This window comes from Schaalia turicensis (assembly GCF_019380255.1).
GTDB lineage: Bacteria > Actinomycetota > Actinomycetes > Actinomycetales > Actinomycetaceae > Pauljensenia > Pauljensenia turicensis_A.
Genome location: NZ_CP048928.1, coordinates 480830 through 503807, shown reverse-complemented (window position 1 = coordinate 503807; position 22978 = coordinate 480830). Strand labels below are relative to the sequence as shown.

General features: G+C 56.0%; 16 protein-coding genes. 6 read left to right on the top strand and 10 right to left on the bottom strand.

Features of this window, described 5'->3' with window-relative positions:
• Positions 1 to 236: 236 nt before the first annotated feature.
• Both G5S47_RS02155 and G5S47_RS02150 read right to left on the bottom strand, forming a co-directional pair.
• Positions 237 to 1661 carry an NAD(P)-dependent malic enzyme gene (locus G5S47_RS02155; RefSeq protein ID WP_219585721.1) on the bottom strand — a complete coding sequence of 475 codons (1425 nt, stop codon included), beginning with the start codon at positions 1659 to 1661 and terminating at the stop codon, positions 237 to 239.
• 321 nt (positions 1662 to 1982) lie between these two features.
• Positions 1983 to 3185 carry a sugar ABC transporter permease gene (locus G5S47_RS02150; protein ID WP_006681803.1) on the bottom strand — a complete coding sequence of 401 codons (1203 nt, stop codon included), beginning with the start codon at positions 3183 to 3185 and terminating at the stop codon, positions 1983 to 1985.
• Between the two features lie 151 nt (positions 3186 to 3336).
• On the opposite strand from G5S47_RS02150, the gene G5S47_RS02145 reads away from it, so the two are divergent.
• Together G5S47_RS02145 and G5S47_RS02140 are read left to right on the top strand one after the other, a co-directional pair.
• Complete coding sequence (locus tag G5S47_RS02145) at positions 3337 to 4524, top strand: ROK family transcriptional regulator (RefSeq protein WP_257878486.1); 1188 nt, start codon at positions 3337 to 3339, stop codon at positions 4522 to 4524.
• A complete protein-coding gene (locus tag G5S47_RS02140; protein WP_219585719.1) occupies positions 4521 to 5270 on the top strand; it encodes an ATP-binding cassette domain-containing protein in 750 nt (249 codons plus the stop codon). Before G5S47_RS02145 ends, G5S47_RS02140 begins: the two co-directional genes overlap by 4 nt.
• A 183-nt stretch (positions 5271 to 5453) precedes the next feature.
• Here G5S47_RS02140 and G5S47_RS02135 read toward each other — a convergent pair whose 3' ends face one another.
• From G5S47_RS02135 to gatC, 6 genes are all read right to left on the bottom strand, one after another.
• Positions 5454 to 6581: a substrate-binding domain-containing protein gene (locus G5S47_RS02135; protein WP_219585718.1), complete on the bottom strand. Its 1128-nt coding sequence runs from the start codon at positions 6579 to 6581 to the stop codon at positions 5454 to 5456.
• A gap of 156 nt (positions 6582 to 6737) precedes the next feature.
• A complete protein-coding gene (locus G5S47_RS02130) occupies positions 6738 to 7994 on the bottom strand; it encodes an ABC transporter permease subunit (RefSeq protein ID WP_219585717.1) in 1257 nt (418 codons plus the stop codon).
• 17 nt (positions 7995 to 8011) lie between these two features.
• Positions 8012 to 9580 (bottom strand): ATP-binding cassette domain-containing protein, encoded by a 1569-nt coding sequence (locus G5S47_RS02125; RefSeq protein ID WP_103632418.1) that lies wholly within the window; start codon positions 9578 to 9580, stop codon positions 8012 to 8014.
• A 343-nt stretch (positions 9581 to 9923) separates the two neighbouring features.
• Entirely contained in the window at positions 9924 to 11420 is a 1497-nt protein-coding gene (gene gatB / locus G5S47_RS02120; RefSeq protein WP_179370545.1) for an Asp-tRNA(Asn)/Glu-tRNA(Gln) amidotransferase subunit GatB, read from the bottom strand.
• Complete coding sequence (gene gatA, locus G5S47_RS02115; protein ID WP_103632416.1) at positions 11420 to 12925, bottom strand: Asp-tRNA(Asn)/Glu-tRNA(Gln) amidotransferase subunit GatA; 1506 nt, start codon at positions 12923 to 12925, stop codon at positions 11420 to 11422. Before gatA ends, gatB begins: the two co-directional genes overlap by 1 nt.
• Positions 12925 to 13221 carry an Asp-tRNA(Asn)/Glu-tRNA(Gln) amidotransferase subunit GatC gene (gene gatC / locus G5S47_RS02110; RefSeq protein ID WP_040318742.1) on the bottom strand — a complete coding sequence of 99 codons (297 nt, stop codon included), beginning with the start codon at positions 13219 to 13221 and terminating at the stop codon, positions 12925 to 12927. The genes gatA and gatC overlap by 1 nt, the downstream gene beginning before the upstream one ends.
• Before the next feature lie 129 nt (positions 13222 to 13350).
• Between gatC and G5S47_RS02105 the strand changes: the two genes are divergently transcribed.
• Positions 13351 to 14568 (top strand): phospholipase D-like domain-containing protein, encoded by a 1218-nt coding sequence (locus G5S47_RS02105; protein ID WP_373273792.1) that lies wholly within the window; start codon positions 13351 to 13353, stop codon positions 14566 to 14568.
• 41 nt (positions 14569 to 14609) lie between these two features.
• Here the strand turns inward: G5S47_RS02105 and G5S47_RS02100 are convergent, their stop codons facing one another.
• Positions 14610 to 17171, bottom strand: coding sequence for an NAD-dependent DNA ligase LigA (locus tag G5S47_RS02100; protein WP_219585715.1), 2562 nt, complete (start codon positions 17169 to 17171; stop codon positions 14610 to 14612).
• Between the two features lie 139 nt (positions 17172 to 17310).
• Here G5S47_RS02100 and G5S47_RS02095 point away from each other — a divergent pair, with 139 nt between their 5' ends.
• Positions 17311 to 20478, top strand: coding sequence for a type VII secretion EssC family protein (locus G5S47_RS02095; protein WP_219585714.1), 3168 nt, complete (start codon positions 17311 to 17313; stop codon positions 20476 to 20478).
• 117 nt (positions 20479 to 20595) lie between these two features.
• Positions 20596 to 20844 carry a WhiB family transcriptional regulator gene (locus G5S47_RS02090; RefSeq protein ID WP_006681815.1) on the top strand — a complete coding sequence of 83 codons (249 nt, stop codon included), beginning with the start codon at positions 20596 to 20598 and terminating at the stop codon, positions 20842 to 20844.
• A gap of 93 nt (positions 20845 to 20937) precedes the next feature.
• Here the strand turns inward: G5S47_RS02090 and G5S47_RS02085 are convergent, their stop codons facing one another.
• Complete coding sequence (locus tag G5S47_RS02085; RefSeq protein ID WP_006681816.1) at positions 20938 to 22398, bottom strand: sensor histidine kinase; 1461 nt, start codon at positions 22396 to 22398, stop codon at positions 20938 to 20940.
• A gap of 44 nt (positions 22399 to 22442) precedes the next feature.
• Here G5S47_RS02085 and G5S47_RS02080 point away from each other — a divergent pair, with 44 nt between their 5' ends.
• The gene (locus tag G5S47_RS02080; RefSeq protein WP_219585713.1) at positions 22443 to 22922 is read left to right on the top strand and encodes a DUF2505 domain-containing protein; all 480 of its coding nucleotides are present in this window, start codon (positions 22443 to 22445) and stop codon (positions 22920 to 22922) included.
• Positions 22923 to 22978: the final 56 nt, after the last annotated feature.

Genomic DNA, 22978 nt, shown 5'->3' with positions numbered 1-22978 from the left:
TCGCAACACACAAGAATTCGGACAAAAAGCGACGCAGGTCTCGCCAGATTATCCGGTAATCTGCGCACGTCAGAGCAGGTTTATAGACGAAAACAATCCGGGTGGGCGCAGTCTTTATGTCTGCGCCCACCCGGGCCTCGTCAATTATTCAGCGAACGCGCCGCGCACTACGTGACACGCACATCCACGTTGTAGCGCCTTGCTGTAGGCACGTTCAGCCGACAGCGTGTAGGCCCTCAAGCATCTATGTCCTCTTGGACGGGAATATTCAGCGTCGGCAGATCACGAACCGCGGTGCGGACCGCGCGCGAAACCGCTGGAGCAACACGTCCATCGAAAACGCCGGGGATGATGTAACTGGGTGACAGCTCTTCTTCCTCGATGACGTCAGCGATAGCAACTGCTGCGACGCGCAAAACCTCGGTGGTAATTTCCTTGACCTTTGCATCCAGCAGGCCTCGGAATAAACCTGGGAATGCCAGCACGTTGTTGATCTGGTTCGGGTAATCGGAGCGGCCCGTCGCAACAACCGCCGCGTACTCCCCCGCACCAATCGGGTCAACTTCGGGCGTCGGGTTGGCTAGGGCGAACACGATTGCCCCGTCAGCCATCGTGGCAATATCGCCGGGATCCAAAATGTCGCCGTGCGAGACACCGATGAAGACATCGGCACCCTTCAGACCTTCCTTCAGATTTCCGTGAACGAGGCGCGGATTCGTTGCCTCGGCAAGAGCCTTGCGCGAGGGGTGCATGCCCTCAGTATCGTCGGCGGCAAGTGCACCCGTGCGACCGTAACCGACGATGTCTTTAGCCCCCTGCGCCAGAAGTAGACGAATAATCGCATTGCCTGCAGCACCCACGCCGGACACCACGATGCGAACGTCTTCAATCTTCTTATTGACAATCTTCAGCGCGTTGATCAGCGCGGAAAGCACGACGATAGCGGTGCCATGCTGGTCATCGTGGAAGACCGGGATGTCGAGTTCTGCGCGCAGGCGTTCTTCGATTTCAAAGCAACGAGGCGCGGAGATGTCTTCAAGGTTGATACCACCGTATGCGGGGGCAATCGCCTTAACGATCGAAATGATTTCTTCAGTGTCCTTCGTGTCAAGAACGACCGGCCATGCGTCCACACCGCCGAATTCCTTAAACAGAGCTGCCTTACCTTCCATGACAGGAAGAGCCGCTTCCGGGCCAATATCTCCTAAGCCGAGGACCGCAGTGCCATCAGAAACGACAGCAACCGTATTCGCCTTGATCGTCAGAAGGTGAGCCTTCTGAGGAACGTCATGGATTGCGGTGCAGACGCGGGCCACGCCGGGCGTGTACGCACGAGACAGGTCGTCGCGATTACGGAGCGGAACCTTCGAGTTGATTTCGATCTTGCCACCGACGTGAGCAAGGAAAGTCTGGTCTGCAGTAGACGACAGTGTGACGCCTTCCAGCCCCTTCAGCAGATTGCGAACCTCGCGACGGTGCTCCGAATCGCGCAGGTCGCAGGTGAGGTCGAGAACCATTCGGCCTCGGTTGGAATCGGCGACGTCGAGGCCTCTCACCTGAGCACCGGTTTTTGATACCGCTTCGACAAGCGATCCAATAGATAGTTTCGCTTCGTCGATTTCAACGCGGTATGAGGCGGTGTATGACGGAGAAGTTCGCATGGTGCTCTCTCTTTTCGATCGGCGCTGGCCGTAGATCAATCGTTGTTCCCATAGTACGTACGTGCCGACAGAACGGATAGTGCGCATCACCAGGTGGACAATTGTCAACAATTAGCTACGTAACGCCAGCGTGATTTCCTACCTTCGCGATCATCCCGTTTTAGTTGGGCGCAAAGGAGTTTCCACTGTTCCGCACGCACAGCTCTCGATTCACGAGGCCGGGCACACCAACGAATCAATGACACCGACACGTGCCCGTTCATCGTTGCTCTTGGCAGAGATAGCAGGCGAGAAGGTGACGGAGGCGTAAACGAACAGGCTCTAGAAGCTGAATTGCGTTCGCGAAAGCTCGTGGAGCGGAGACTGTTTCTTCCCGTAGACATCAAGGGTCACAGCAGCAAGAAGAACGATGCCCTTCACTACCTGAGCACGATCAGAGCCGAGTCCAACAAGCAACAGCCCATTTGAAAGAACCGCCATCAGCGTGGCACCAAGGACAGCACCGAAAACCGACCCGCGACCACCGGCAACTGCCGCTCCGCCGATGAACACGGCAGCGATAGCTTCAAGCTCCCATAAGAGACCATCTTGAGGCCCCACAGCCGTCGCCCGGCCTGCGAACATCATGCCCGCAAGCGCCGACAGCATCCCCATATTCACCATGACAAGGCATTGAATCTTCGTCACGCGCACACCGGAAAGGGATGCTGCCTGAATGTTTCCGCCGACAGCTTGAAGATGGCGACCAAATTGGGTCCTCGTCAACATGAAGTGGTAGATGAAAATCAGAACAAGAACCACCACACCCGGAACGGGGAAAGATGTTCCTTCACGTCCCGTACCAAACAGCCAGGTGAAGACCCCCACCAGCACGACGACAATCGCGGACTTCACCCAGGGTCGATAATCAACTCCCCGCAGTCCTAGCCGAGCGCGCCGGCGAAAATAGGTACGAACAATCGAGGTAACCGCTACCACGGCAGTAATGACACCCACGATCACCGTTGCCGTATCGATGCCGAATATGCTCCCCCAAGAAGGCAGATAACCCGAACCTAGCGTTTGAAATCTGTGAGGAAGTGGCACCGACAATGCCTGAGATTCCCACTGGACTCCACCGCGCAGAATGATCATTCCACCAACGGTGACAATAAAAGCAGGCAAACCGACCTTCGCAACAAACAGGCCTTGAATCAAGCCAATAAAAGTTCCGATCAGCATGCCAAGAAGAAGGCCAACCCACCAGGGCAAGCCAAGATTGGCAATGATGATCGCCATGGACATTGATGAGAACGCCGCGACGGAGCCAACTGACAAATCCAGCTGACCGATCGTCACCACCAGGACCATGCCGATAGCGAGGACAAAGATATGAGCGTTACCGGTGACGATATTCTGCAAGTTCGCAGACGCCAGCATGTGCGATCCCGTGATGAACTGGAAGAAGATCATCAAGGCAAGAACGAGGATTCCCATGATTCCCGCTTGACCTAAGCGTGAAGCGTCAAAGGGTAGTCGGCTCACTTCGCTCTCCTCGTTGAGTGGAATATGAACGCACAAAGGCTCGTGTTGTTTTCCTATAGTGCACCATCTTGACAGTTCAACGCACATTTTTGAACCGATTCGCCCAGCGGGCATCCACGCATCAGCCCACTTCACTGACTATCCTAGAAACGTGCCACGTTTGAACGCCCGATCCGGATCTCAATCCTCGCTCCGCGAGGCAAATTCCGCGCGCGTTCTTGACGCGATCCGAAAGTACGGGCGTATCACCCAGGTCGAGCTATCGGCAGCAACAGGTCTTGCTCCCGCAACCATTTCGAACATCATTAAACAGCTCTCGGCACAAGGAAGCGTTGAACTCACGTCAACGATTCGTTCGGGCAGGCGCGCTCAACTGGTTTCGCTCACACAATCGTCAACTCTTACCGCGGGTATCTCAATCGGACGCAGGGCACTGGATATTTACATCTCCGACGAGTCCCGCACCAGCGAATTCACGAAAGTTCTGCCACTACCGGTCGACCATAAGGCTGATACGACGCTCGACCGAGCAACGCTTCTGGTTCTTGACCTTCTTGAACAGGCAGGGCAATCGCTGGATGATCTTGCTGGTATCGGTGTTGCTTTACCTGCCCCTATTAACCCGAAAACGGGCGCTCTGACCCGAAAGGGAATCATGCGAGGCTGGGAAGACATCAACATTGCTGAGGTCTTCCAACGCAGACTTGGACGCGACACGATCGTGATGAACGACGCGAACGCTGCTGTTGCCGCTGAAAACCGATTTGGTTCGCTACGCGGGTTCTCATCGTGCGCCTATATCCGAGCCTCGTATCAAACCGGCGCGGGAATCTTGGTCAACGAAAAAGCCTATTCCGGTGCCACCGGTATTGCCGGGGAAATCGGGCACGTCATCGTTGATCCTCACGGTCCTATCTGCACGTGCGGTGCTCGTGGCTGTCTGAACACGGTTGTTGGAGCGGACTACCTTGTTGACCTTCTTCGCCTGTCACGAGGTCCCATGACACTGCGTGACCTACTGTCACACGCGAATGAAGGTGACCCCGGATGCCAGCAGGTTCTTTCTGACGCAGGAAGCGCAATCGGACGAGTCATCTCTGACCTTGTCACGGTATTCGATCTCGAAGCCGTCGCTGTCGGTGGTGAGCTGATGAATGCGGGAGACACATTCTTGTCCCCTATTCAAAACGCTCTCTTCGAACGCCCCTACCTGCGCGACGAAGGAATCACGGCCTACCCGTCGAAGCTCGGCGCTGATGCCGAAGCCATCGGCGCGATGATCCTTGCACAAGACGCTTTTGTTCCCAGTTATTCAACTCACCGCCAGGAGGACCAATGACGATCCAAGGCGCTCCCCTTCTTGAAGTACGGGGACTTACAAAAACGTTCGGCGGTGTTGAAGCACTCGTTAACGTTGATTTCATCGTGAACCGTCACGAAGTCGTTGCCCTTGTCGGCGACAATGCGGCAGGGAAGTCAACGCTCGCCCGCATGCTCTCAGGAGTTTTTCCTCCGGATGAGGGAACGATCGCGCTCGACGGGGAAGAAATCAGCATCGATTCCCCGCAGCACGCATTGAAACTCGGTATTGCCACCGTCTTCCAAGAAACTGCGCTCTGCGACAACTTGGACGTTGTATCGAATATTTTCCTTGGGCGTGAAGTGTTCTCGCACCGCGCCCTTGATGACGAGGGCATGGAACTCAAAGCACGCCAATATCTTGATCAGTTGGGTTCGCATATCCCCGACGTGCGAGTCCCCCTTTTCCAGCTCACCGCCGGACAGCGTCAATGCGTTGCAATCGCGCGCACCCTGGTGACTCACCCGCGTCTGGTGATCCTCGACGAGCCCACGGCCTCTATGTCCGTGGCACAAACTGCGGAAGTACTCATCCTGATTGAGCACCTGCGCAATATGGGAATGGGGGGCATCTACATTTCCCATAATCTGACCGACGTTCAAGCTAGTGCCGACAGGGTCGAAGTTCTCCGTCACGGACACAACAACGGTTCCTTCAACTCGCGTGATACCTCAACCGACGAACTCATAGCCGCTATCACTGGCGCTTCACATATCGCGCTGTAAACGCGCCCGGCCTCGTCACTTCTTTTCGGCGACCAACTGGCCGTTATCCCCTCTGTCACGGCGCGCAACGTGTTTGCGCGAACGACGCTTGAGCGCCTTGGCATACACGAGTTTCGCCCCCGCCGAAAAACCGACGAGGGCGAAACCAAAGGTGAGAAAACTAGGCGATACCTAGCGGGTCAATCACTTGGCAGCGTTGACGAGCTCCATGCGGTGCGAGTCATCCTTGTAGACGTCTGCAGCGTTGTCCTTGGTGACAATCTTCGGGGTCAGCAGGAAGGACTTGACCGGGTTGCCTTCCATCGACTCGTACTGGGAATCGTCGAGGGTTGCGCCGTCGACCTTCGGGGCTGCCTCGCCCTTGGCGAGCTGGATAGCAAGATCAACAGTTGCCTTCACCAGCGGACGGGTGTCCTTGAAGATGGTGGAGTACTGCTTGCCCTGGGTGACCCAGGTGACCGACTCGTCTTCGGAGTCCTGACCGGTCACAACCGGAACCGGCTTGCCGGCCTGCTCAACAGCGGTGATGATTGCGCGGCCAAGGGTGTCGTTCGGGGAAAGAACGCCATCCGGAACCGCGTCGCCCTGGTAGGTCGAGGTCAGTAGTGCTGCCATGCGGTCCTGCGCATTCTTCGGCAACCAGCCCTGGGTGGCGACCTGCGTGAATTCGGTCTGCCCGGACTTCACAACCAGCGTGCCATCATCAATCTTCGGTTGGAGGACGTCCATTGCGCCACCGAAGAACTTCAAGGAGTTCGAGTCATCCGGTGAGCCACCGAAGAGCTCGATATCCCACGGGCTCTCGCCAGCGTTGGCTTCGAGACCTTCAAGCAATGCCTTGCCCTGAAGCTGACCAACACCGAAGTTGTCGTAGGCGATGTAGTAGTCAAGGTCGGTCGTGTTCGTCAGCAGACGATCGTATGCGATGACCTTGATGCCGGCATCCTTGGCTGCCTTCAGCTGGGTACCCAGCTGCGAACCGTCGATTGCGCCGATCACCAGAACCTGCACGCCATTTTCGATCATGGCTGCAACCTGGTTCTGCTGCTCAGCAACGCCACCGTTTGCGAACTGAATGGTGCATTCAATGCCCTGCTCTTCGCAGCTGGCCTTGAACATGTCTTCAGCCTCAACCCAGTTCTGCGAGGTCTTCTGTGGCATTGCGATGCCGACCGACATCTTGTCAGCCGAGGCCGCTGCGCCGGACTGATCGCCCGATGCGCTACCCGTATCACGGGCACCACAAGCTGCCATAGAGAATGCCATCGCTGCCGCTGCGCTGATGGCAACCGCACTCTTCAGAGTCTTCATTGTCTCTTCTTTCGTGTGTTTGTTTGGTGATTCTTGATGATTCATTCGATGTTCCCCAGCTGGCTTGCTTGGGAATATCTACGCTTTGTGGATGACTCAACGTTTGTTGAGCCCGTTGTTGACATGGCGATACGGTTTCTCCTTACCGCCCGATCATCACTTGGAGGGAGTCTTTGTTTCGCTTTTCCGAACTGCCTTTTGATTACTCAAGGCATTTTGGAAGGTGCCAATGATGGAACGCTTGCCCTGGCGCTTCGAGTAGACATCAACGGCGACTGCGATCAAGAGGACGAGGCCCTTAATGATCTGCGTCCAGTCGGAGCCCACGCCCATCAGCTGAAGGCCATTGTTCAGGAAGGCCATGACAAGTGCGCCAACCATGGTGCCCATGATCGTGCCAACACCACCGGAAACGGCGGCACCGCCGATGAACACGGCGGCAATGGCGTCGAGTTCCCATGCATTACCGTCAGCAGGACCCGAGGCCGTCGAACGGCCGATGAACAGCATTCCCGCAACTGCGGCGAGGAATGCGGAGTTGCAGATGACGAAGAAGTTCGTTTTGATGACCTTCACACCGGTCAGTTCTGCAGCAGCCTTGTTGCCACCGATGGCGTAAATCGAGCGACCGAGGACCGTGCGGTCAGCGATGAACGAGTAGATCAGAGCCAGGATGACGACGATAACACCGGGGATTGGGAACGAGGTGCCGGGGCGACCCGTTGCAAAGATCCAGGCGACGATCAGGATTGCGCCACCGAGGACAACCATGCGAACAATCGGAACCCACATCGGGGCCGGCTCAGCTTCGAACTGCTGACGAGCCTTCACGCCGGAGATTTCCTTCCAGACGATCGCTAGGACTGCGATGACAGCCAGGATCATGGTCGGCAGGTTGAAGGGAATAACATCCGGAGCGATATCGGGCAGGTAGCCAGCGCCGAGGGTCTGGAACAGTTCGGGAACCGGGACCGTCAAAGACTTGCCGATCAGCTGGTTAGTACCGCGGAAGAGGAGCATGCCACCCAGGGTCACGATGAAGGCGGGGATTCCCCACTTTGCAACCCAGAAGCCTTGCCAGATGCCGATGAGCAGACCGACGCCGATACCCAAAACGATGGCCAAGACGGGGCTGAGGGCCCAATCACGCATAGCAACGGCAACGACGATGCCGACGGTTGCTGCGACAGAACCGACTGACAGGTCAATGTGGCCGGCAATGATGACCAGAACCATGCCGATGGCGAGAACGAGGACGTAGGTATTACCCATGACCAGGTTCATCAAGTTCTGTGCTTGGAAGACCTTGCCGTCCGTCTTGAACTGGAAGAACAGGGCAATCGCCGCCAGAGCAGCGATCATTCCGATTTGTCGGAAGTCTCCTCCGAATAGTGCTGTGAGATTCTTCTTCATTGAAGTGCCTTTAGCTTTCAGTTTTCGTTGCTGCCAGTGGGAGTGGATGAGGTGGACGTCATCAGGTGCATCAGGCTTTCCTGATCTGCCTGCTCGGTGGGCACGCACCCCGTCACTTCGCCTTCGAAAATGGTGTAGATGCGGTCTGTGATGCCCAGAAGCTCAGGGAGTTCGGACGAGATCACCAGAACAGCCTTTCCTTGAGCGGCAAGCTCCTGGATGAACGTGTAGATCTCGTACTTCGCACCGACGTCAATGCCGCGGGTTGGCTCATCCAAGATGAGAACCTCGGGGTCAGTGAACATCCACTTTGCAAGGACGACTTTCTGCTGGTTACCTCCGGAAAGCGTTCCCACGCCCGTCATCACTGAGGGCGCTTTAATACGCAGGTTCTGGCGGGATTCTTCAGCGAATTTCTTGCCTTCTTCGATGTTCAACGCGCCGTGGTGGCGGATCTTCGAAAGCTTGGCTGAAACAACCGACTGGTGGATCAGTTCCAGAAGGTTGAGACCCAGCATCTTGCGGTCTTCAGAAAGGTAAGCAATGCCAGCGTCGATAGCTTCAGGGACGGAGTTCGCTTTCACCTTCTTGCCGTCGATAAAGACTTCGCCACCCTCGTGGATACCGTAGGAATGACCGAAGACGGAACGAGCCAGCTCTGTACGACCGGCACCCATCAGACCCGCAAGGCCGACCACTTCACCGGCACGGACGTTGATGGACGAGCCCTTGCAGACGAAACGCTCGGAGTTCAGCGGATGGCGTACCCACCAGTCCTTGACCTCGAACTTCACTTCGCCCGGATGCGACTTCTTGTCCGGGTAGCGGTTTTCAAGGGAACGACCGACCATCAGGCGAATGATCTCGTCCTGGTCGATCTTTTCCTTGTCGGCGTCCATCCAGCCGACCGTCTTGCCGTCACGAATAACCGTGATGGCATCAGAGACGGCAGCAACTTCGTCGAGCTTGTGCGAGATCATGATCATCGCGACGCCGCGTTCGCGCTGCTTGCGCATCAGGTCGAGAAGGTGGGCTGATTCTTCCTCGTTGAGTGCCGAAGTGGGCTCGTCGAGGATCAGGAGCTTGACGTCCTTTGCAAGTGCCTTGGCAATTTCAACAAGCTGCTGCTTACCGACACCCATGTCTTTAATCAGAGTGTCTGGGTTTTCATCCAATCCAACTTCGGCCATGTACGTAAGGGCGCGTTGCTTGGTTTCGTTCCAATCGATGACGCCGTGTTTCTTGACCTCGTTGCCCATGAACATGTTCTCAGCGACGCTGAGCTGCGGGATAAGAGCAAGTTCCTGGTGAATGATGACGATGCCGGCTTTTTCAGAGTCGCGAATGTTCGAGAATCGAACTTCGTTGCCTTCGTAGAAAATGTCGCCCGTGTAAGTGCCGTGCGGGTGCACGCCCGACAGCACTTTCATCAGGGTCGACTTGCCAGCACCATTCTCGCCACAGATCGCGTGGATCTCAGCGTTGCGTACCTGGAGGTTGACGTCATCAAGTGCGACGACACCCGGGAAGACCTTCGTGATGTTGCGCATCTCCAGGACGATGCGCTCACGACGTGTGTTGGTCATTGGTTCTCCGCTGAACTGTTGACAGATAGTTGTGTGATGGAAAGTCACCACCGTTGGCGCATTTCCATGACTCATAGTGTGCACTGTGCGGAGGGCGAAAAAGCCTTATCTACACGAACTGTAACTAAACCGTTATATTGAATTCACGACATAAACTCAATGACTGCACGATATCTATCTCCCGCAGAAATCCAGGGTTTTCACCAAATTACAGCCATGTCATTCGTGCGCCATACGCTCAGTTTTCGCCATCAACGAGGCCACTCACGGGCCTGAGGGAATAGAAAGCTGGGCGGTGGATTATCATCCACCGCCCAGCGACACTTCAATCAAGCGCGACGCTTCAGGCTCCCACCATCTCCATGATGAGTTCACGCACGCGAGCTGCGTCCGCCTGACCACGTGTCGCCTTCATGACAGCCCCCACAAGTGCGCCAGCAGCTGCGACCTTGCCACCCTTGATCTTCTCGACCACATCAGGATTGGCATCCAGCGCATCCTGAACAGCCTTCGAAAGCGCACCGTCGTCAGAAACAACCTCAAGACCGCGAGCCTCGACAACCTCGGTCGGTGAGCCTTCACCAGCCAAAACGCCTTCCAGCACCTGACGAGCAAGCTTGTCATTGATGCGACCAGAATCGATCAAGCCCTGCAACTCAGCAATCTGAGCGGGCGTGACAGGCATATCTTCGAGCGACAGTTCGCGTTCCTTCGCGCGACGGCTGAGTTCGCCCATCCACCACTTACGAGCGGACGCAGGATCGACACCAGCCTCAACGGTGGCCTCGATAATCTCCAACGCACCAGCGTTGATGACATCGCGCATCTCCATATCGGCATAGCCCCACTCTTCGCGCAAGCGACGACGCTTCGCAACAGGAAGCTCAGGAAGCGAGGCACGCAGTTCCTCAACCCACTGGCGCGAAGGAGCAACAGGAACCAGGTCCGGCTCGGGGAAGTAACGGTAGTCTTCAGCATCCGACTTATCGCGGCCCTGCGAGGTGGAACCGTCTTCCTCGTGGAAGTGACGGGTTTCCTGGTTCACCGACCCACCGGCAGAAAGGATCGCACCCTGACGCTGCATCTCGTAGCGAACAGCGCTAGCGATACCGCGGAACGAGTTCACATTCTTCGTTTCCGTACGAACACCCAGAGGAGATTCCGGAGTATCGCGAAGAGAAACGTTGATATCTGCTCGAACATTACCGCGCTCCATACGAGCCTCGGACACACCGAGTGCACGGAAAATATCACGCAGAGTCTGAACGTAGGCAGCAGCCACCTCAGGAGCACGCTCCCCCGCACCTTCGATCGGGCGGGTCACGATCTCCACCAGCGGAACGCCCGCACGGTTGTAGTCAACCAGCGAGTGATCGGCTCCGTGAATACGACCCTCAGCGCCACCGACGTGCGTGTTCTTACCTGCGTCTTCTTCCATGTGTGCGCGCTCAATCTGAACGCGGAACAGACTACCGTCTTCAAGCTCGACATCCACGTAACCATCGTGAGCAATCGGCTCATCAAACTGCGACGTCTGGAATGCCTTCGTCAAGTCCGGGTAGAAGTAGTTCTTACGCGCAAAACGGCAGTACTCTGCGATTTCACAGTTCAGCGCAAGACCGATCTTGATCGCGTATTCAACTGCAGTGTGGTTCACAACCGGAAGACAACCGGGAAGACCCAGCGAAACCGGCGTAACGTAGGTGTTCGGGTCTCCACCAAAGGCATTCGGCGCAGCATCGAACATCTTCGTCTTCGTACCGAGCTCAACGTGAACCTCGATGCCAAGAACCGGATCAAAGTTCGCGGTCACATCCGCGTAATCCATGAGTTCACTCATCAGTTTTCCTCCCAAGAGCTCGCCGGGCAAGCGCCCGCCACATCATCACTGAGCGCTTCAACCAAAGCAGCAGCTTGGTACATCTTCAGATCGTGGTGCGCAGGCGCAATAATCTGGAAGCCGATCGGCAGTCCTTCGGACGAAAGCGCATTCGGAACACTCATCGCGGGGACACCGGCGAGGTTCGCCGGGATCGTCGCAATGTCATTGAGGTACATCGCCATCGGGTCGTCAATCTTGTCGCCGAACTTGAACGCCGTCGTCGGAGCGGTCGGCGAAACAAGAACGTCGACCTCTTCGAAAACACGCGCAAAGTCGCGCTGGATCAGGGTACGAACCTTCTGAGCGCTGCCGTAGTAGGCGTCGTAGTAGCCGGCCGACAGGACGTGCGTGCCGAGGATGATACGACGCTTGACCTCGTCGCCGAAGCCAGCTTCACGGGTTGCAGCCATCACGCGCTCAGCAGTCACGGGCCCCTCGGAGGGCTCAACGCGAATGCCGTAACGCATACCATCGAAGCGAGCAAGGTTCGAAGAAACCTCAGCCGGCATGATCAGGTAGTAGGCCGCGAGCGCATAGTCGAAGCTCGGGCACGACACCTCTTTCACCTCTGCGCCAGATTCTTCAAGCTTCTTCACGGTCGCGTTGAAGGCTTTAAGAACGTCGGCTTCGTAGCCTTCGCCCGACAGTTCCTTCACCACGCCTACCTTCAGGCCAGCCATGGACTTGGTGCCTGCGACAGTTTCAACGCCGTCGACGAGGTTCCCAACAGGCTCGTTGAGAGACGTGGAATCGAGCGGATCATAGCCACCCACAAGCTCGGTCAGAACTGCAGCGTCAGCGACGGTGCGGGTAACCGGACCAATCTGATCAAGCGACGAGGCCATGGCAATCAGGCCGTAACGCGAAACAGCACCATAGGTCGGCTTCGCACCAACCGTGCCCGTCACTGCACCCGGCTGGCGGATCGAACCACCGGTGTCAGAGCCCAGCGCCAGCGGAACCATGTAAGCAGCAACCGCAGCAGCGGAACCGCCACCAGAACCACCGGGAATACGCTCGATATCCCACGGGTTCAGGGTCGGACCGAACGCGGAGTGCTCGGTCGACGAGCCCATTGCGAACTCATCCATATTCGTCTTACCAACGACCGGCAGACCAGCTTCGTGGATCTTCTTCACGATCGTTGCGTCATACGGAGGACGCCAATCGCCCAGAATCTTCGACGCACACGTCGTCGGGATTCCACGGGTCACCATGTTGTCCTTCAAAGCAATCGGAATACCCGCAAGGCGGTGCAGTTCCTCGCCGGCCTGGCGCTTCGCATCAACCTCGGCCGCGGTCTTCAGAGCGCCCTCGCGGTCGATGAAAAGGAAAGCATTGATCTTAGGATTCAGTGCCTCAATACGGTCCAAGCACGCAGTTGTCAGTTCAACCGACGTGATCTGACCTGCGGCCAGCATGTCAGCCAGCTCAAGCGCGGACTTCTTCAGCAGTTCGTTCATCATTCCTCCCCCAGGATCTGCGGAACAAGGAACATCCCATCTTCGCTTGCAGGCGCCTGCGAAAGAACTTCATCACGGTCAAGAGTTTCTGTGACCACATCTTCACGCCAGACATTCGTCAGCGGAATCGGGTGAGAGGTTGCGGGAACATCCGGGGTCGCGACCTCGGACACCTTAGCAACTGAAGTAGCGATAACGTCGAGCTCCCCAGCAATACGTTCAATTTCGCCTGGAGTCAATGCGATTCGGGCCAGCTCCGCGACGCGGGCGACCTCGTCAGTACTGATTCGTGACATAGTTGCAATCTTAGCGCCTAGCACTAATAAGCGGGATTCGCGCCCACGCCGTAATCCACACGAGGCCGTAGAATCAGCTTCATGAGATTCCCGCGTAAAAGACTCATCAGCGCCGAAACCTTAGGACTGATGAAGAAGACGGCGATCGGCATCACCATCGCACAGGCAACCGCCATCGTCACCGTCCACGCCGTCGACCATATGCGTAAGCAACGTGTCCCCGGTGGCCGACACGGATTCCCGACCCTCGAACCAGCTGACATACAAATCCCACGTGGCATGGTGCGAACCTATACGGAGGGGCATTCCCTATACGCGGATATGCTCCACGCAATCCAGAACGCGACAGACCATATTTACTTTGAATCATTCATTTGGCGCGCAGACGAATGGGGCCAGCGTTTTAAAGACGCGCTCATCGCAGCAGCCCGACGTGGAGTCAACGTCTACTGCGTGTACGACGGTTTTGGAGTTCTCAATCAAGATCCACGCTTCTATTTCTTCCCCGATATTCCACACCTATGGGTTCGTCGCTTCCCCGCGATTCGTTCTGGTCTCTTGACTTTGAATCTGCGGAACACGGGCCAGGACCATCGCAAGATCCTCGTTGTTGATTCCACCGTTGGATTCGTCGGTGGCTACAACATTGGCAACCCCTTCGCCAACGAATGGCGCGATACCCACGTTCGCGTGACTGGCGATGCCGTGTGGGAGCTAGAAAACGGGTTCGTCGATTTCTGGAATCACTTCAAACCCCATCGTGCGCCCCAGTTGCCCGACGCCGGAGCGAAGAAGTGGCATGCAGAAGTCACCGCCGCATTCAATGCACCCCAGCGAATCCTCTACCCGATTCGTGGAATGTACATCGACGCGATCGAGCGCGCGACCAGCCACATTCTGATTACCACCGCCTACTTCATCCCCGATAAAGAGATTCTTCAAGCCCTGATCGCAGCAGCAAAACGCGGAGTGAAGGTCAAGGTTCTGATCCCCGAATACTCCAACCACATCATGGCTGACTGGGTAGCACGCCCCTACTACGGCTCCCTGCTTCGCGAAGGCATCGAGATCTGGCTCTACCAGCACGCCATGGTTCACTCCAAGACGATGAGCATCGACGGCATGTGGTCAACGATCGGTACTGCCAACATCGACCGCCTCTCCATGCGAGGCAACCACGAAGTCAATATGCAATTCCATTCGCGCGAGCTTGCCCAGCACATGGAAGAAATCTTCGACAACGACCTCACCACCGCTCGTCAATACACGATCGGCGAATGGGAAGGCCGGAATATGCTCACTCGTATCACCGAGTATCTTCTGCATCCCTTTGAATTCATGGTCTAAAACCCATCTGAGCTACCGGCCGGCAACGCTCAGACACGTTTTCATCCGAGATTCAAGGCTTCAAGCCCACCGTTCAGCAGGTCATTAAAGCGTGTCTCATCGATCACGGGCACCCCCAGAGCCTCGGCCTTTGTAGCCTTTGACCCTGCGCCCGGACCTGCGACGACCAACGATGTCTTCTTCGAAACAGAACCGGCTGCCTTACCACCGCGCGCCACGATTGCCTCCTTCGCGCCTTCACGGTCATAACCGGGCATCGTTCCCGAGACAACAATCGTGAGCCCGGCAAGAACCTGCGACACCTGCTGCGGTGGCTGATCAGCCATCTTCACACCAGCGTGACTCCATTGCTCAACCAGTTCCTGATGCCAATCGACACTAAACCAATCAATCAGGGCCCCGCCGATGACCGGTCCGACGCCCTCGATTCCTGATAGTTCATCAAGTGAGGCGTTGCGAACGGCATCCATCGAACCGAAATGATCTGCAATTGCACGGGCAGCCGTCGGACCGACGTGGCGAATCGACAGGGCAACAAGAACTCGCATCAGCGGAGCGGACTTTGCTTTTTCTAGCTCGTCAAGAAGGGCAAGAGTTCCCTTCGAGGCTTCCGTTTCACGAGGTACATACGTTGTGTCCCCGTCCTTGTCCTTTTTGGCAATGAATGCTTTTGTCCAGAAAAAGCGAACCTGCTTGTAGTGTGACACATCGGAGTCATCGTCTTTAACAGCCCTCCATACGAACACGTCACGAAGGTCTTCGGCCTTGAGGTCAAAGATTTGCGCTTCGCCGTGGAGCACCGGAGTCTGCGGGGCTGGCAGAAGAGCTTCCGCGCTGGCCAGTTGATCCGCCGGAGAAAGATCGTCAGCATTATCAAGACGCAGTCGCGTTCCATCTTCTAAGAACACATCGTGGCCCGCTACAAGTGCGGAAGCAACATCTTCTCTGAGGTTTTCAGGTTGGGTCAGAGCCATCGCAACTTCCCCACCCAAACCTTCAATATCCAACGCGGAACGAGCACCCAAGTGGGCAACTCGTTCGGTCAGCTGAGCAGGACAGTGTGCCTTATTCAGACATCGAAGGTCCACATCCCCGTCCTTCTCAGCTAAGAGCGGGCTACCGCACGAAGGGCACGCGGTCGGCATGACGAAAGCGCGTTCTTCCCCTGTTCGCGCAGCCAACACCGGGCCTAAGATTTCCGGAATGATATCCCCCGCTTTACGCAGGACAACGATATCGCCGATCAGAACGCCCTTACGTTGAACTTCCTCGGCGTTGTGGAGCGTTGCTCGCGAAACATTGGAACCGTCAACCAGTACTGTTTCCATGACGCCAAACGGAGTCACCCTGCCGGTGCGCCCAACCTGGACACGGATATCGAGGAGCCTAGTGTGGACCTCTTCGGGCGGGAACTTGTACGCGACCGCCCACCTGGGTGCGCGCGACGTGAACCCCATGCTTTCTTGAAGGGCAACATCGTTCACTTTCATGACGACACCGTCGATGCCGTAGTCCATCTGAGAGCGTTGCTTCCCTAACTCGCCGATACGGGCAACAATCTGATCGAGCCCCGTCAGCAGACGCGTCTGATCTGGAACCGTGAAACCCCATTCTTTGAGCTGAAGGTATCGTTCCCACTGAGTGGTAGGCGCCGAGAAACTATCCCCCTCTTCAACGAATCCGATACCGTGCGCAAGCATGGACAACGATGAAACACGTTGGTCTTGCAACGCGCGTGCGCGTAGCTGAATCTCGTAGTCGGGGCCCTGTGTGACCTCGTCGGCGGATGTTTCTTTCAAACGAAGGGTGCCAGCCGCCGCGTTACGCGGATTCACGAACGTGGAAAGCATCGGCAAGGGACGCTGACGCTTCTTCTTTTCAAGTAGCGGAGTCTGAAACCCGCCAAGGGCATCCTTGTTCTGCGCGCGAATCTCTCTGTTCTTTCGGGCGATCTGCGCGTTATCCGCATCCAGGGTTGCGTTGGCGACCTCACGGCGACCGTTCTCGGCAATACGCCAGGCATTTTCGGCTTCGATATCAGCATTCAGTTTTTCAAAATCAGCGATCGGGATGTAGACCTCTCCGCGGATTTCAATGCGGTGCGGAATATTTTTCCCCTGCAATGACTGCGGAATAGTCGCGATCTTGTCAGCGTTTGAGCGCACGTCTTCACCGACGAACCCGTCGCCCCTGGTGGCCGCGCTGACGAGTTTGCCGTCTACGTATGTCAGGTTGATGGCAAGACCGTCAATCTTGACCTCGGTTGTCATCTGAACTTCATCGAGCCCAGAATCTGCCCGCATCCGAGCTTCCCATTCGCCGAGTTCTTCGAAAGAAAAGACGTCGTTAATGGACGTCATCTGAGCCAGGTGACGGATCGTGGTTGTTGTCTGGTCGGCGGTGCCGCCAACACTCGCGGCGGGAGAATCCGGGGTGACAAGTTCGGGGTGGTCGCGTTCGAGTTCCTCGAGCTCGCGGAAAATAATGTCGTAGTCAGCATCTGACATTTCGGGTGAGTCAAAGTCGTAGTAGGCGGCATTCGCCCGTTGGATGACCTGGACAAGGCCGTCGTGACGTTTCTTTAGAGACTCTGTTTCACTCATGGATTCATTGTTCCATTAGCCATGGAGGAATGTCTTTGCAGGCATGCCTGTGGATACTTTTCAAGTTATCCACAATTCGTCTCTTTTGCGTTTGTTTCCCCGCTTCTTCCCTCGCCACACTGACACTGAAGGAGGAATGATGAGTGACATCGCGCTACAAGCCATGGCATCTCCCATGCATTTAGCCTGTGTGCGCGGAGTGGACGCTGGTCTCGTTTTCCCTCTTCCGTCTTCCGTGGGACGAGGCCGCGATCATTTCATCGTCGACCAGCAGATATCGCGCGATCACGCGAACATCATTCGGGCAAAGAAAGGGTTTCGCCTTTACGATACGGGCTCAACAAATGGAACCCTGTTGACCTTGGGACTACTGCGTCGTCGGGTACAAGGGAAGCCTCGAAAGTTCCGGCGACGGATGGTCCTGCATTTAGGACGCGATACATTCGTCCTGCGTGGCAGGCCTCGAAAATACACATGGCAGGAAAGCCGAAAAGTGTCCATGCGCGCTTTCCTTGCTTTCTTCCCCTTCATCACAATGGCACTATTCTTAGGCATCCGGCTGGGATCTTTCCGTTACGTTACATACGGACTAGGAGCTTTGGCCGCCGGACTCGTCCTGGTGATGCTGGGAATTCGTCTGCGACGAAAGAAACAGCGCGTTCGACTCGACCCAGCTGGGCTTGCCATCATGCTGGCTTTTCTTCAAGCGCAAGGACAATCTGCACGTGGCGGACACACCGCTAGGCAACGCTCGCATCCTGATCGCTGGCAACGCAGAACGAACAGGACACCTCAAGATACATCTCCAATCAATCAAAGAGTGCGCGTTTCTTTCCCCGGCTCCCTCCGTCGACTCACGCTCCAGCTCGATTCTCCCTGTGCAATCGCGTGTATCGGAGACGACGCACGCGCCACCGCATCGTGGATTACTGGCAACATCATCGCAGTATCTCGTGGCGGATACGTCATCACAGACTCCTCAGAGGAATACGCGTTTGGCAACGGCGGACCAACAATCCACATCATGCGTGGCCACCAGTGTCCCCACTGCATGACCTCCTTGGATACTGCACCCGCCTCTCTGAGCGATCGGGAACGCGATGACAATCCTTGGCACGTTGCCATTGGCATGGGATTAGAAGATGTTCCGCCCTGGTGCACCCTCAACGTTGAAAAACGAATATCATGTGCTCCACGCTGGTGGGAGCAGTTTGAACCCGTATCCACCGGCTCATCCTTGCCCACCAGCGTCGATTTGTGTTCATTGCTTGCACACACCACCGGCAATTCCAGCCACGATGGAACACATTTAAGCATCCCCATCGGAGTCAATGATGCCGGCACCCTCACCATTGACCTCGTCAATGATGGACCGCACGCGTTGCTGGCAGGCACAACGGGATCGGGGAAGTCAGAAGCCCTCATCACCTGGATTCAAGCCTTAATCAGCACATACACGCCAGCAGAAATACGCATGATCTTGATTGATTACAAGGGAGGAGCAACTTTTCACCGCTTCGAGTCAGCTCCACACGTAGACCGAGTGTTCACTGACCTCGATCCCGCCCAGACGCGAAGGGCTCTCAGAGGATTAACATCGCTACTTCTGCGACGCGAACAAGAGTTCTCGCACCTTGGTTTCCCCGACTATGCAACCTGGGCCCGCGCTCATCGTGACGGTACCGCCACCTGTCCACCGCCCAGAATTATCATCGTCATCGACGAATTCAGAGTCCTCGTCGACGCACACAAAGATGGAAGCGATATCATCAACCGACTTACAGCCCAAGGACGCTCACTGGGCGTGCATTTGATTATCGCTACACAACGTCCCGGCGGAGCCGTCAGCTCTGCCATGCGAGCAAACATCGATATCCGCATTGCACTTCGTTGCCTGTCGGATTCAGATTCAATCGATGTGATTGGCGATGCGAGGGCCTCTCACCTCGAACGGATTCCCGGAAGAGCAATGTGGGCTGATCGCGGGCTTTTTCAATGCGCATGGAGCCCCAACAGCACGACCGCTGTGCAACGCGCAGATCCACACTGTGCGCCGAAGAGTTGCGACACATCAATACCGCGCACGACGACTCAGAACGAACAGTGGGAACCATTGGCGTGGGCTCCATTCCTTCCTCCGTCCATCACTTGGGAAGAGCTCGACCTCCTTTCGAAAGAAGCTCCACACGTTGCAGGAATACCGCTTGGGCTGGGCGATGGTGTCGATTCTGGAGCACATACACCCGTGAGATGGAAAAGCGGGAACATCATCGTCCGTGCCCCAGCACATCACACAACCGAAACTGGCTCACTTGTTCGCCAGATAGCAACTCGGATTTCAACCCACTCATCGTGGGAGATCGACCTGATTGATGCTCAGGCACCCCCCTCGCCCACTACCCGTGGACTAACGATCCGGGAAGGTCAAGATATTGCCACCCTGTTCGAGCAAGCGAAACACCATACTCCTCGAATCATTGCAATCACTGACATCGCGGCCTCTCGCCACGAACTTGAACGAATCTACGGACTTGTTGTTGCCGAAGAGATCTGGACGAACGGAATCGAAGAATGTACCCAACGTGGCGTTGTCTTCATCATGGGAAGCCTCGATACTCACCCTCTTACTCGCTTCGATCGTTCACTGGCTTCGCTCCTCATTGAACGACCCGATACGTCCGAACCTCACTATCGCGCCTCGTCCGCGACCGAGGAGCCGTGCGAACCTGGCCAGTGGTGGGTTGAAGCGGATCATCAGCGAACCCTGGCTCTTTTTCCTTCAACAGACCTCGCGAAGAAAAACCGGGGAGCGGAGGCATCGCTTGTTGCACCGACCAAAGATTGCTACGGAGGTTTCACCCACCCAGATAGTGCTCAGCTATTGATTGGCCCCGGGTGGGAGGACTTCGACGTCTACGTCTACACACACCTATTCACTGCGCACACCCAGCCTGAACAGGACAAGAGGCTTTCGGATTGGATAATTATGCATAACGAGTCGCAGGTAATTCAGACAATTTTGAGACACAACCTCACTTCACTCGGCATTAACAATCCACACATTGAGACTCTGACTCCCACTCAATGGCCTCGCCTGGCTATCCAAGAGCAAACGAACCTTCTTATCATTGATCCGCCACCAGATTTCATACGATCTTTCAAACACTCGACAAATCGGCTCCAAACCTCACTTTTAGCCCGACGGTGGAAGGAAAACACAGGCATTATTCGTGTCGCTGGACACTTCGATCGAGTTGCATTGAGTTGCTCCGGGCACCGACGTGACAACTTGCACACCAAATTTTGATGGGTTGTGCCCTGCCCCTCTTGCCCCCGCACATTTATTCACCGACACTTATCAATGGAATTCGGCGCGCCAATGTGCGCAGTCGAAAATGCGTGAACGAATCCAAGGAGCTGTGAAATGGACTGGCGGAGTAAGGCTGCCTGCTTGAGTGTTGACCCCGAACTGTTTTTCCCGATCGGAAATACAGGTCCGGCAATTGCTCAGGCCGCGGAAGCCAAAGCCGTGTGCCACAGCTGCTCAGTCGAAGCGACCTGTCTGCAGTGGGCAATCGAAAACAACCAGGATTCTGGTGTGTGGGGTGGCTTGAGCGAAGAGGAACGTCGTTCGCTCAAGCGTCGTGCAGCACGTGCACGACGCGCATCCTGATTTTAAACGTTCAGCGTGTGGGGGTCGCTCTTGAGAGCCGACCCCCACACGCTTTTAACGCCCCTTACCTACTAGGCACACATCCGTTCGGAATCAGACCTCATCCAAGTGAATCTTCAAGGTGACAACCGTTCCACCTTCGGGGCGCAACGACCAGTCAATCGAACCATTCAGGTCACCACGCACCATCTGCTTTACAATTTGAGTTCCCAGACCACTCATCGGGGTTCCCGGTTCAAAACCGACGCCGTCATCAGCGACCTTGACCGTCATCGTTTCACCCTCGCGTTGAACGGACACGACAATCGTTCCATCACGTTCTGCCAGACCGTGTTCAACAGAGTTTGTGACCAGTTCGTTCAAAACAGTTGCTAGAGCTTGAGCTTGATCAGCGGCAATAACCCCGAAGGAACCGTCGGTAATAACTTCCACGCTTCGATCAGTAACAGCGACCGCACCCGCAAGACGCAGAACCGAGCGCGCGACCTCGTCAAAGTCAACAGTTTCATCGACGTTCTGAGATAGGGCCGCGTGGACCGTTGCGATTGCCTGAACTCGACGTTCTGCCTCCGCGAGCGCATCCTTGACATCTTGGCGTTCCGAGCGACGCGATTGCAGTCGAAGCAGAGCCGAAACGGTCTGCAGATTGTTCTTCACGCGGTGGTGGATCTCGCGGATCGTCGCATCTTTCGTCATGAGTTCCTGTTCACGACGTCGAACTTCAGAAATGTCGCGCGTCAGAATGACGGCTCCAAGACGCGTACGGCCTTCCGTGAGGGGGAGAGCGCGCATCGTAATGGTGGAAGCATGGCTTGAGATTTCGGTTCGCCACGAGGCACGTCCCATGACGACAACCGCCATGGATTCTTCGATCATGGATTCGTCGGCGATCACGTTGGTGATCTCTTGGGCGAGGATCTTGCCTCGCACTGCGTTGCGGATACCGAGGCGTCGCAAACACGAGGTGGCGTTCGGCGTTGTTTCGAGGACCTTGCCGTCGGGGTCGATCAGGATGACACCATCGAGGACACGCGGGACGCCACGAGCAGTCACCGCGGGGGTCGTGTCATAGGGATATTCACCGCGCGAGATCATCTGGCAGAGGTTGTCTGAGACCTGGGCTGCCCACGAGTCAAAGCCTAGGGAGAATCGCGGTGAAGAAAGGTTGGATTCGCGGGTGACAACTGCGATGACGCGCCCATCGTGAAGGACGGGGATGCAGGTTTCCATCATCGAGTAGGTGCCTGCCCAGCGTGCAGCCGGGGATTTAACGACTTGTCCGGTTGCGATCGCGCGACGGAATTCGATTTCGCGCGCTACGGGTAGGTGGAGGCCGATGATGTCATCGATGTGAACGGTTGTTGATGTTGCCGGTCGAGAGTGGGCAACTGCGATGAAACGTTCATCGTCGGTGGGAAGCCAGAGAACAAGGTCTGCTGCGCTCAAGTCTGCAAGGACTTGCCAGTCTGCGAGGAGCAGGTGGAGCCACTCAATGTCCTTCTCGGTCAGGGCATCGCTCGAGGCTACCTCTGCCAGTTGTGTCAGGCTTCTCATAGGATTGATAGTAGCCGTTGGAAAACGTGAAGAGATGAGTGCCCATGGAGTTTTCAAAGTCGTTGACGTATCCGGTGCCCCTTGCCGACTTTCAAGCAATGAGCGTTGACCCCGATTTTGTCCGTGGGCGTTTCGCGCATTTTTGTCAGGATCTTCAGGTTGAACACTTCGCCTCGGGCGTTCGAGCTCACGGCAGTGTTGATCCTGGTGTTCTGCCAGCTCAAGTGCGTCAGATGATTCGCGGAGAGTTGCGCCTTGCGTTGAGTGAAGAGTTTGTTCACGAGGCCGCGCTCACTGCCTCGACGCAGCTCTCATTTGAGGGCGCGCCCGTCGCAGTCACTATGACCTCGCATTTTTCTGGGTCGAGCGAAACGCTTCGCCAGGTTGAAGGTGAAGTGAAAGTGGCAATTCCCTTCTTTGGCGCTCGCATTGAAAGTGAAGTGTTGAAGCACGTCGATGAGATTCTCGATGAAGAGCTGAAGCTCGCTTCCGCCTGGCTTCAGCGCGGAAGTAGCGAAGTCTGACCTGCCCCGTCAACTGGGAAGGTAAAAACGCGACGAAAACGGATTTATTCCACTTT

Excerpts from the sequence above, each read along its gene's own strand:
- G5S47_RS02155 (WP_219585721.1), bottom strand. The coding sequence starts at position 1,661 with ATGCGAACTTCTCCGTCATACACCGCCTCATACCGCGTTGAAATCGAC.
- G5S47_RS02140 (WP_219585719.1), top strand. The coding sequence starts at position 4,521 with ATGACGATCCAAGGCGCTCCCCTTCTTGAAGTACGGGGACTTACAAAA.
- G5S47_RS02135 (WP_219585718.1), bottom strand. The coding sequence starts at position 6,581 with ATGAAGACTCTGAAGAGTGCGGTTGCCATCAGCGCAGCGGCAGCGATG.
- G5S47_RS02130 (WP_219585717.1), bottom strand. The coding sequence starts at position 7,994 with ATGAAGAAGAATCTCACAGCACTATTCGGAGGAGACTTCCGACAAATC.
- G5S47_RS02125 (WP_103632418.1), bottom strand. The coding sequence starts at position 9,580 with ATGACCAACACACGTCGTGAGCGCATCGTCCTGGAGATGCGCAACATC.
- gatB (WP_179370545.1), bottom strand. The coding sequence starts at position 11,420 with ATGAGTGAACTCATGGATTACGCGGATGTGACCGCGAACTTTGATCCG.
- gatA (WP_103632416.1), bottom strand. The coding sequence starts at position 12,925 with ATGAACGAACTGCTGAAGAAGTCCGCGCTTGAGCTGGCTGACATGCTG.
- gatC (WP_040318742.1), bottom strand. The coding sequence starts at position 13,221 with ATGTCACGAATCAGTACTGACGAGGTCGCCCGCGTCGCGGAGCTGGCC.
- G5S47_RS02105 (WP_373273792.1), top strand. The coding sequence starts at position 13,351 with ATGAAGAAGACGGCGATCGGCATCACCATCGCACAGGCAACCGCCATC.
- G5S47_RS02100 (WP_219585715.1), bottom strand. The coding sequence starts at position 17,171 with ATGAGTGAAACAGAGTCTCTAAAGAAACGTCACGACGGCCTTGTCCAG.
- G5S47_RS02095 (WP_219585714.1), top strand. The coding sequence starts at position 17,311 with ATGAGTGACATCGCGCTACAAGCCATGGCATCTCCCATGCATTTAGCC.
- G5S47_RS02090 (WP_006681815.1), top strand. The coding sequence starts at position 20,596 with ATGGACTGGCGGAGTAAGGCTGCCTGCTTGAGTGTTGACCCCGAACTG.
- G5S47_RS02085 (WP_006681816.1), bottom strand. The coding sequence starts at position 22,398 with ATGAGAAGCCTGACACAACTGGCAGAGGTAGCCTCGAGCGATGCCCTG.
- G5S47_RS02080 (WP_219585713.1), top strand. The coding sequence starts at position 22,443 with ATGGAGTTTTCAAAGTCGTTGACGTATCCGGTGCCCCTTGCCGACTTT.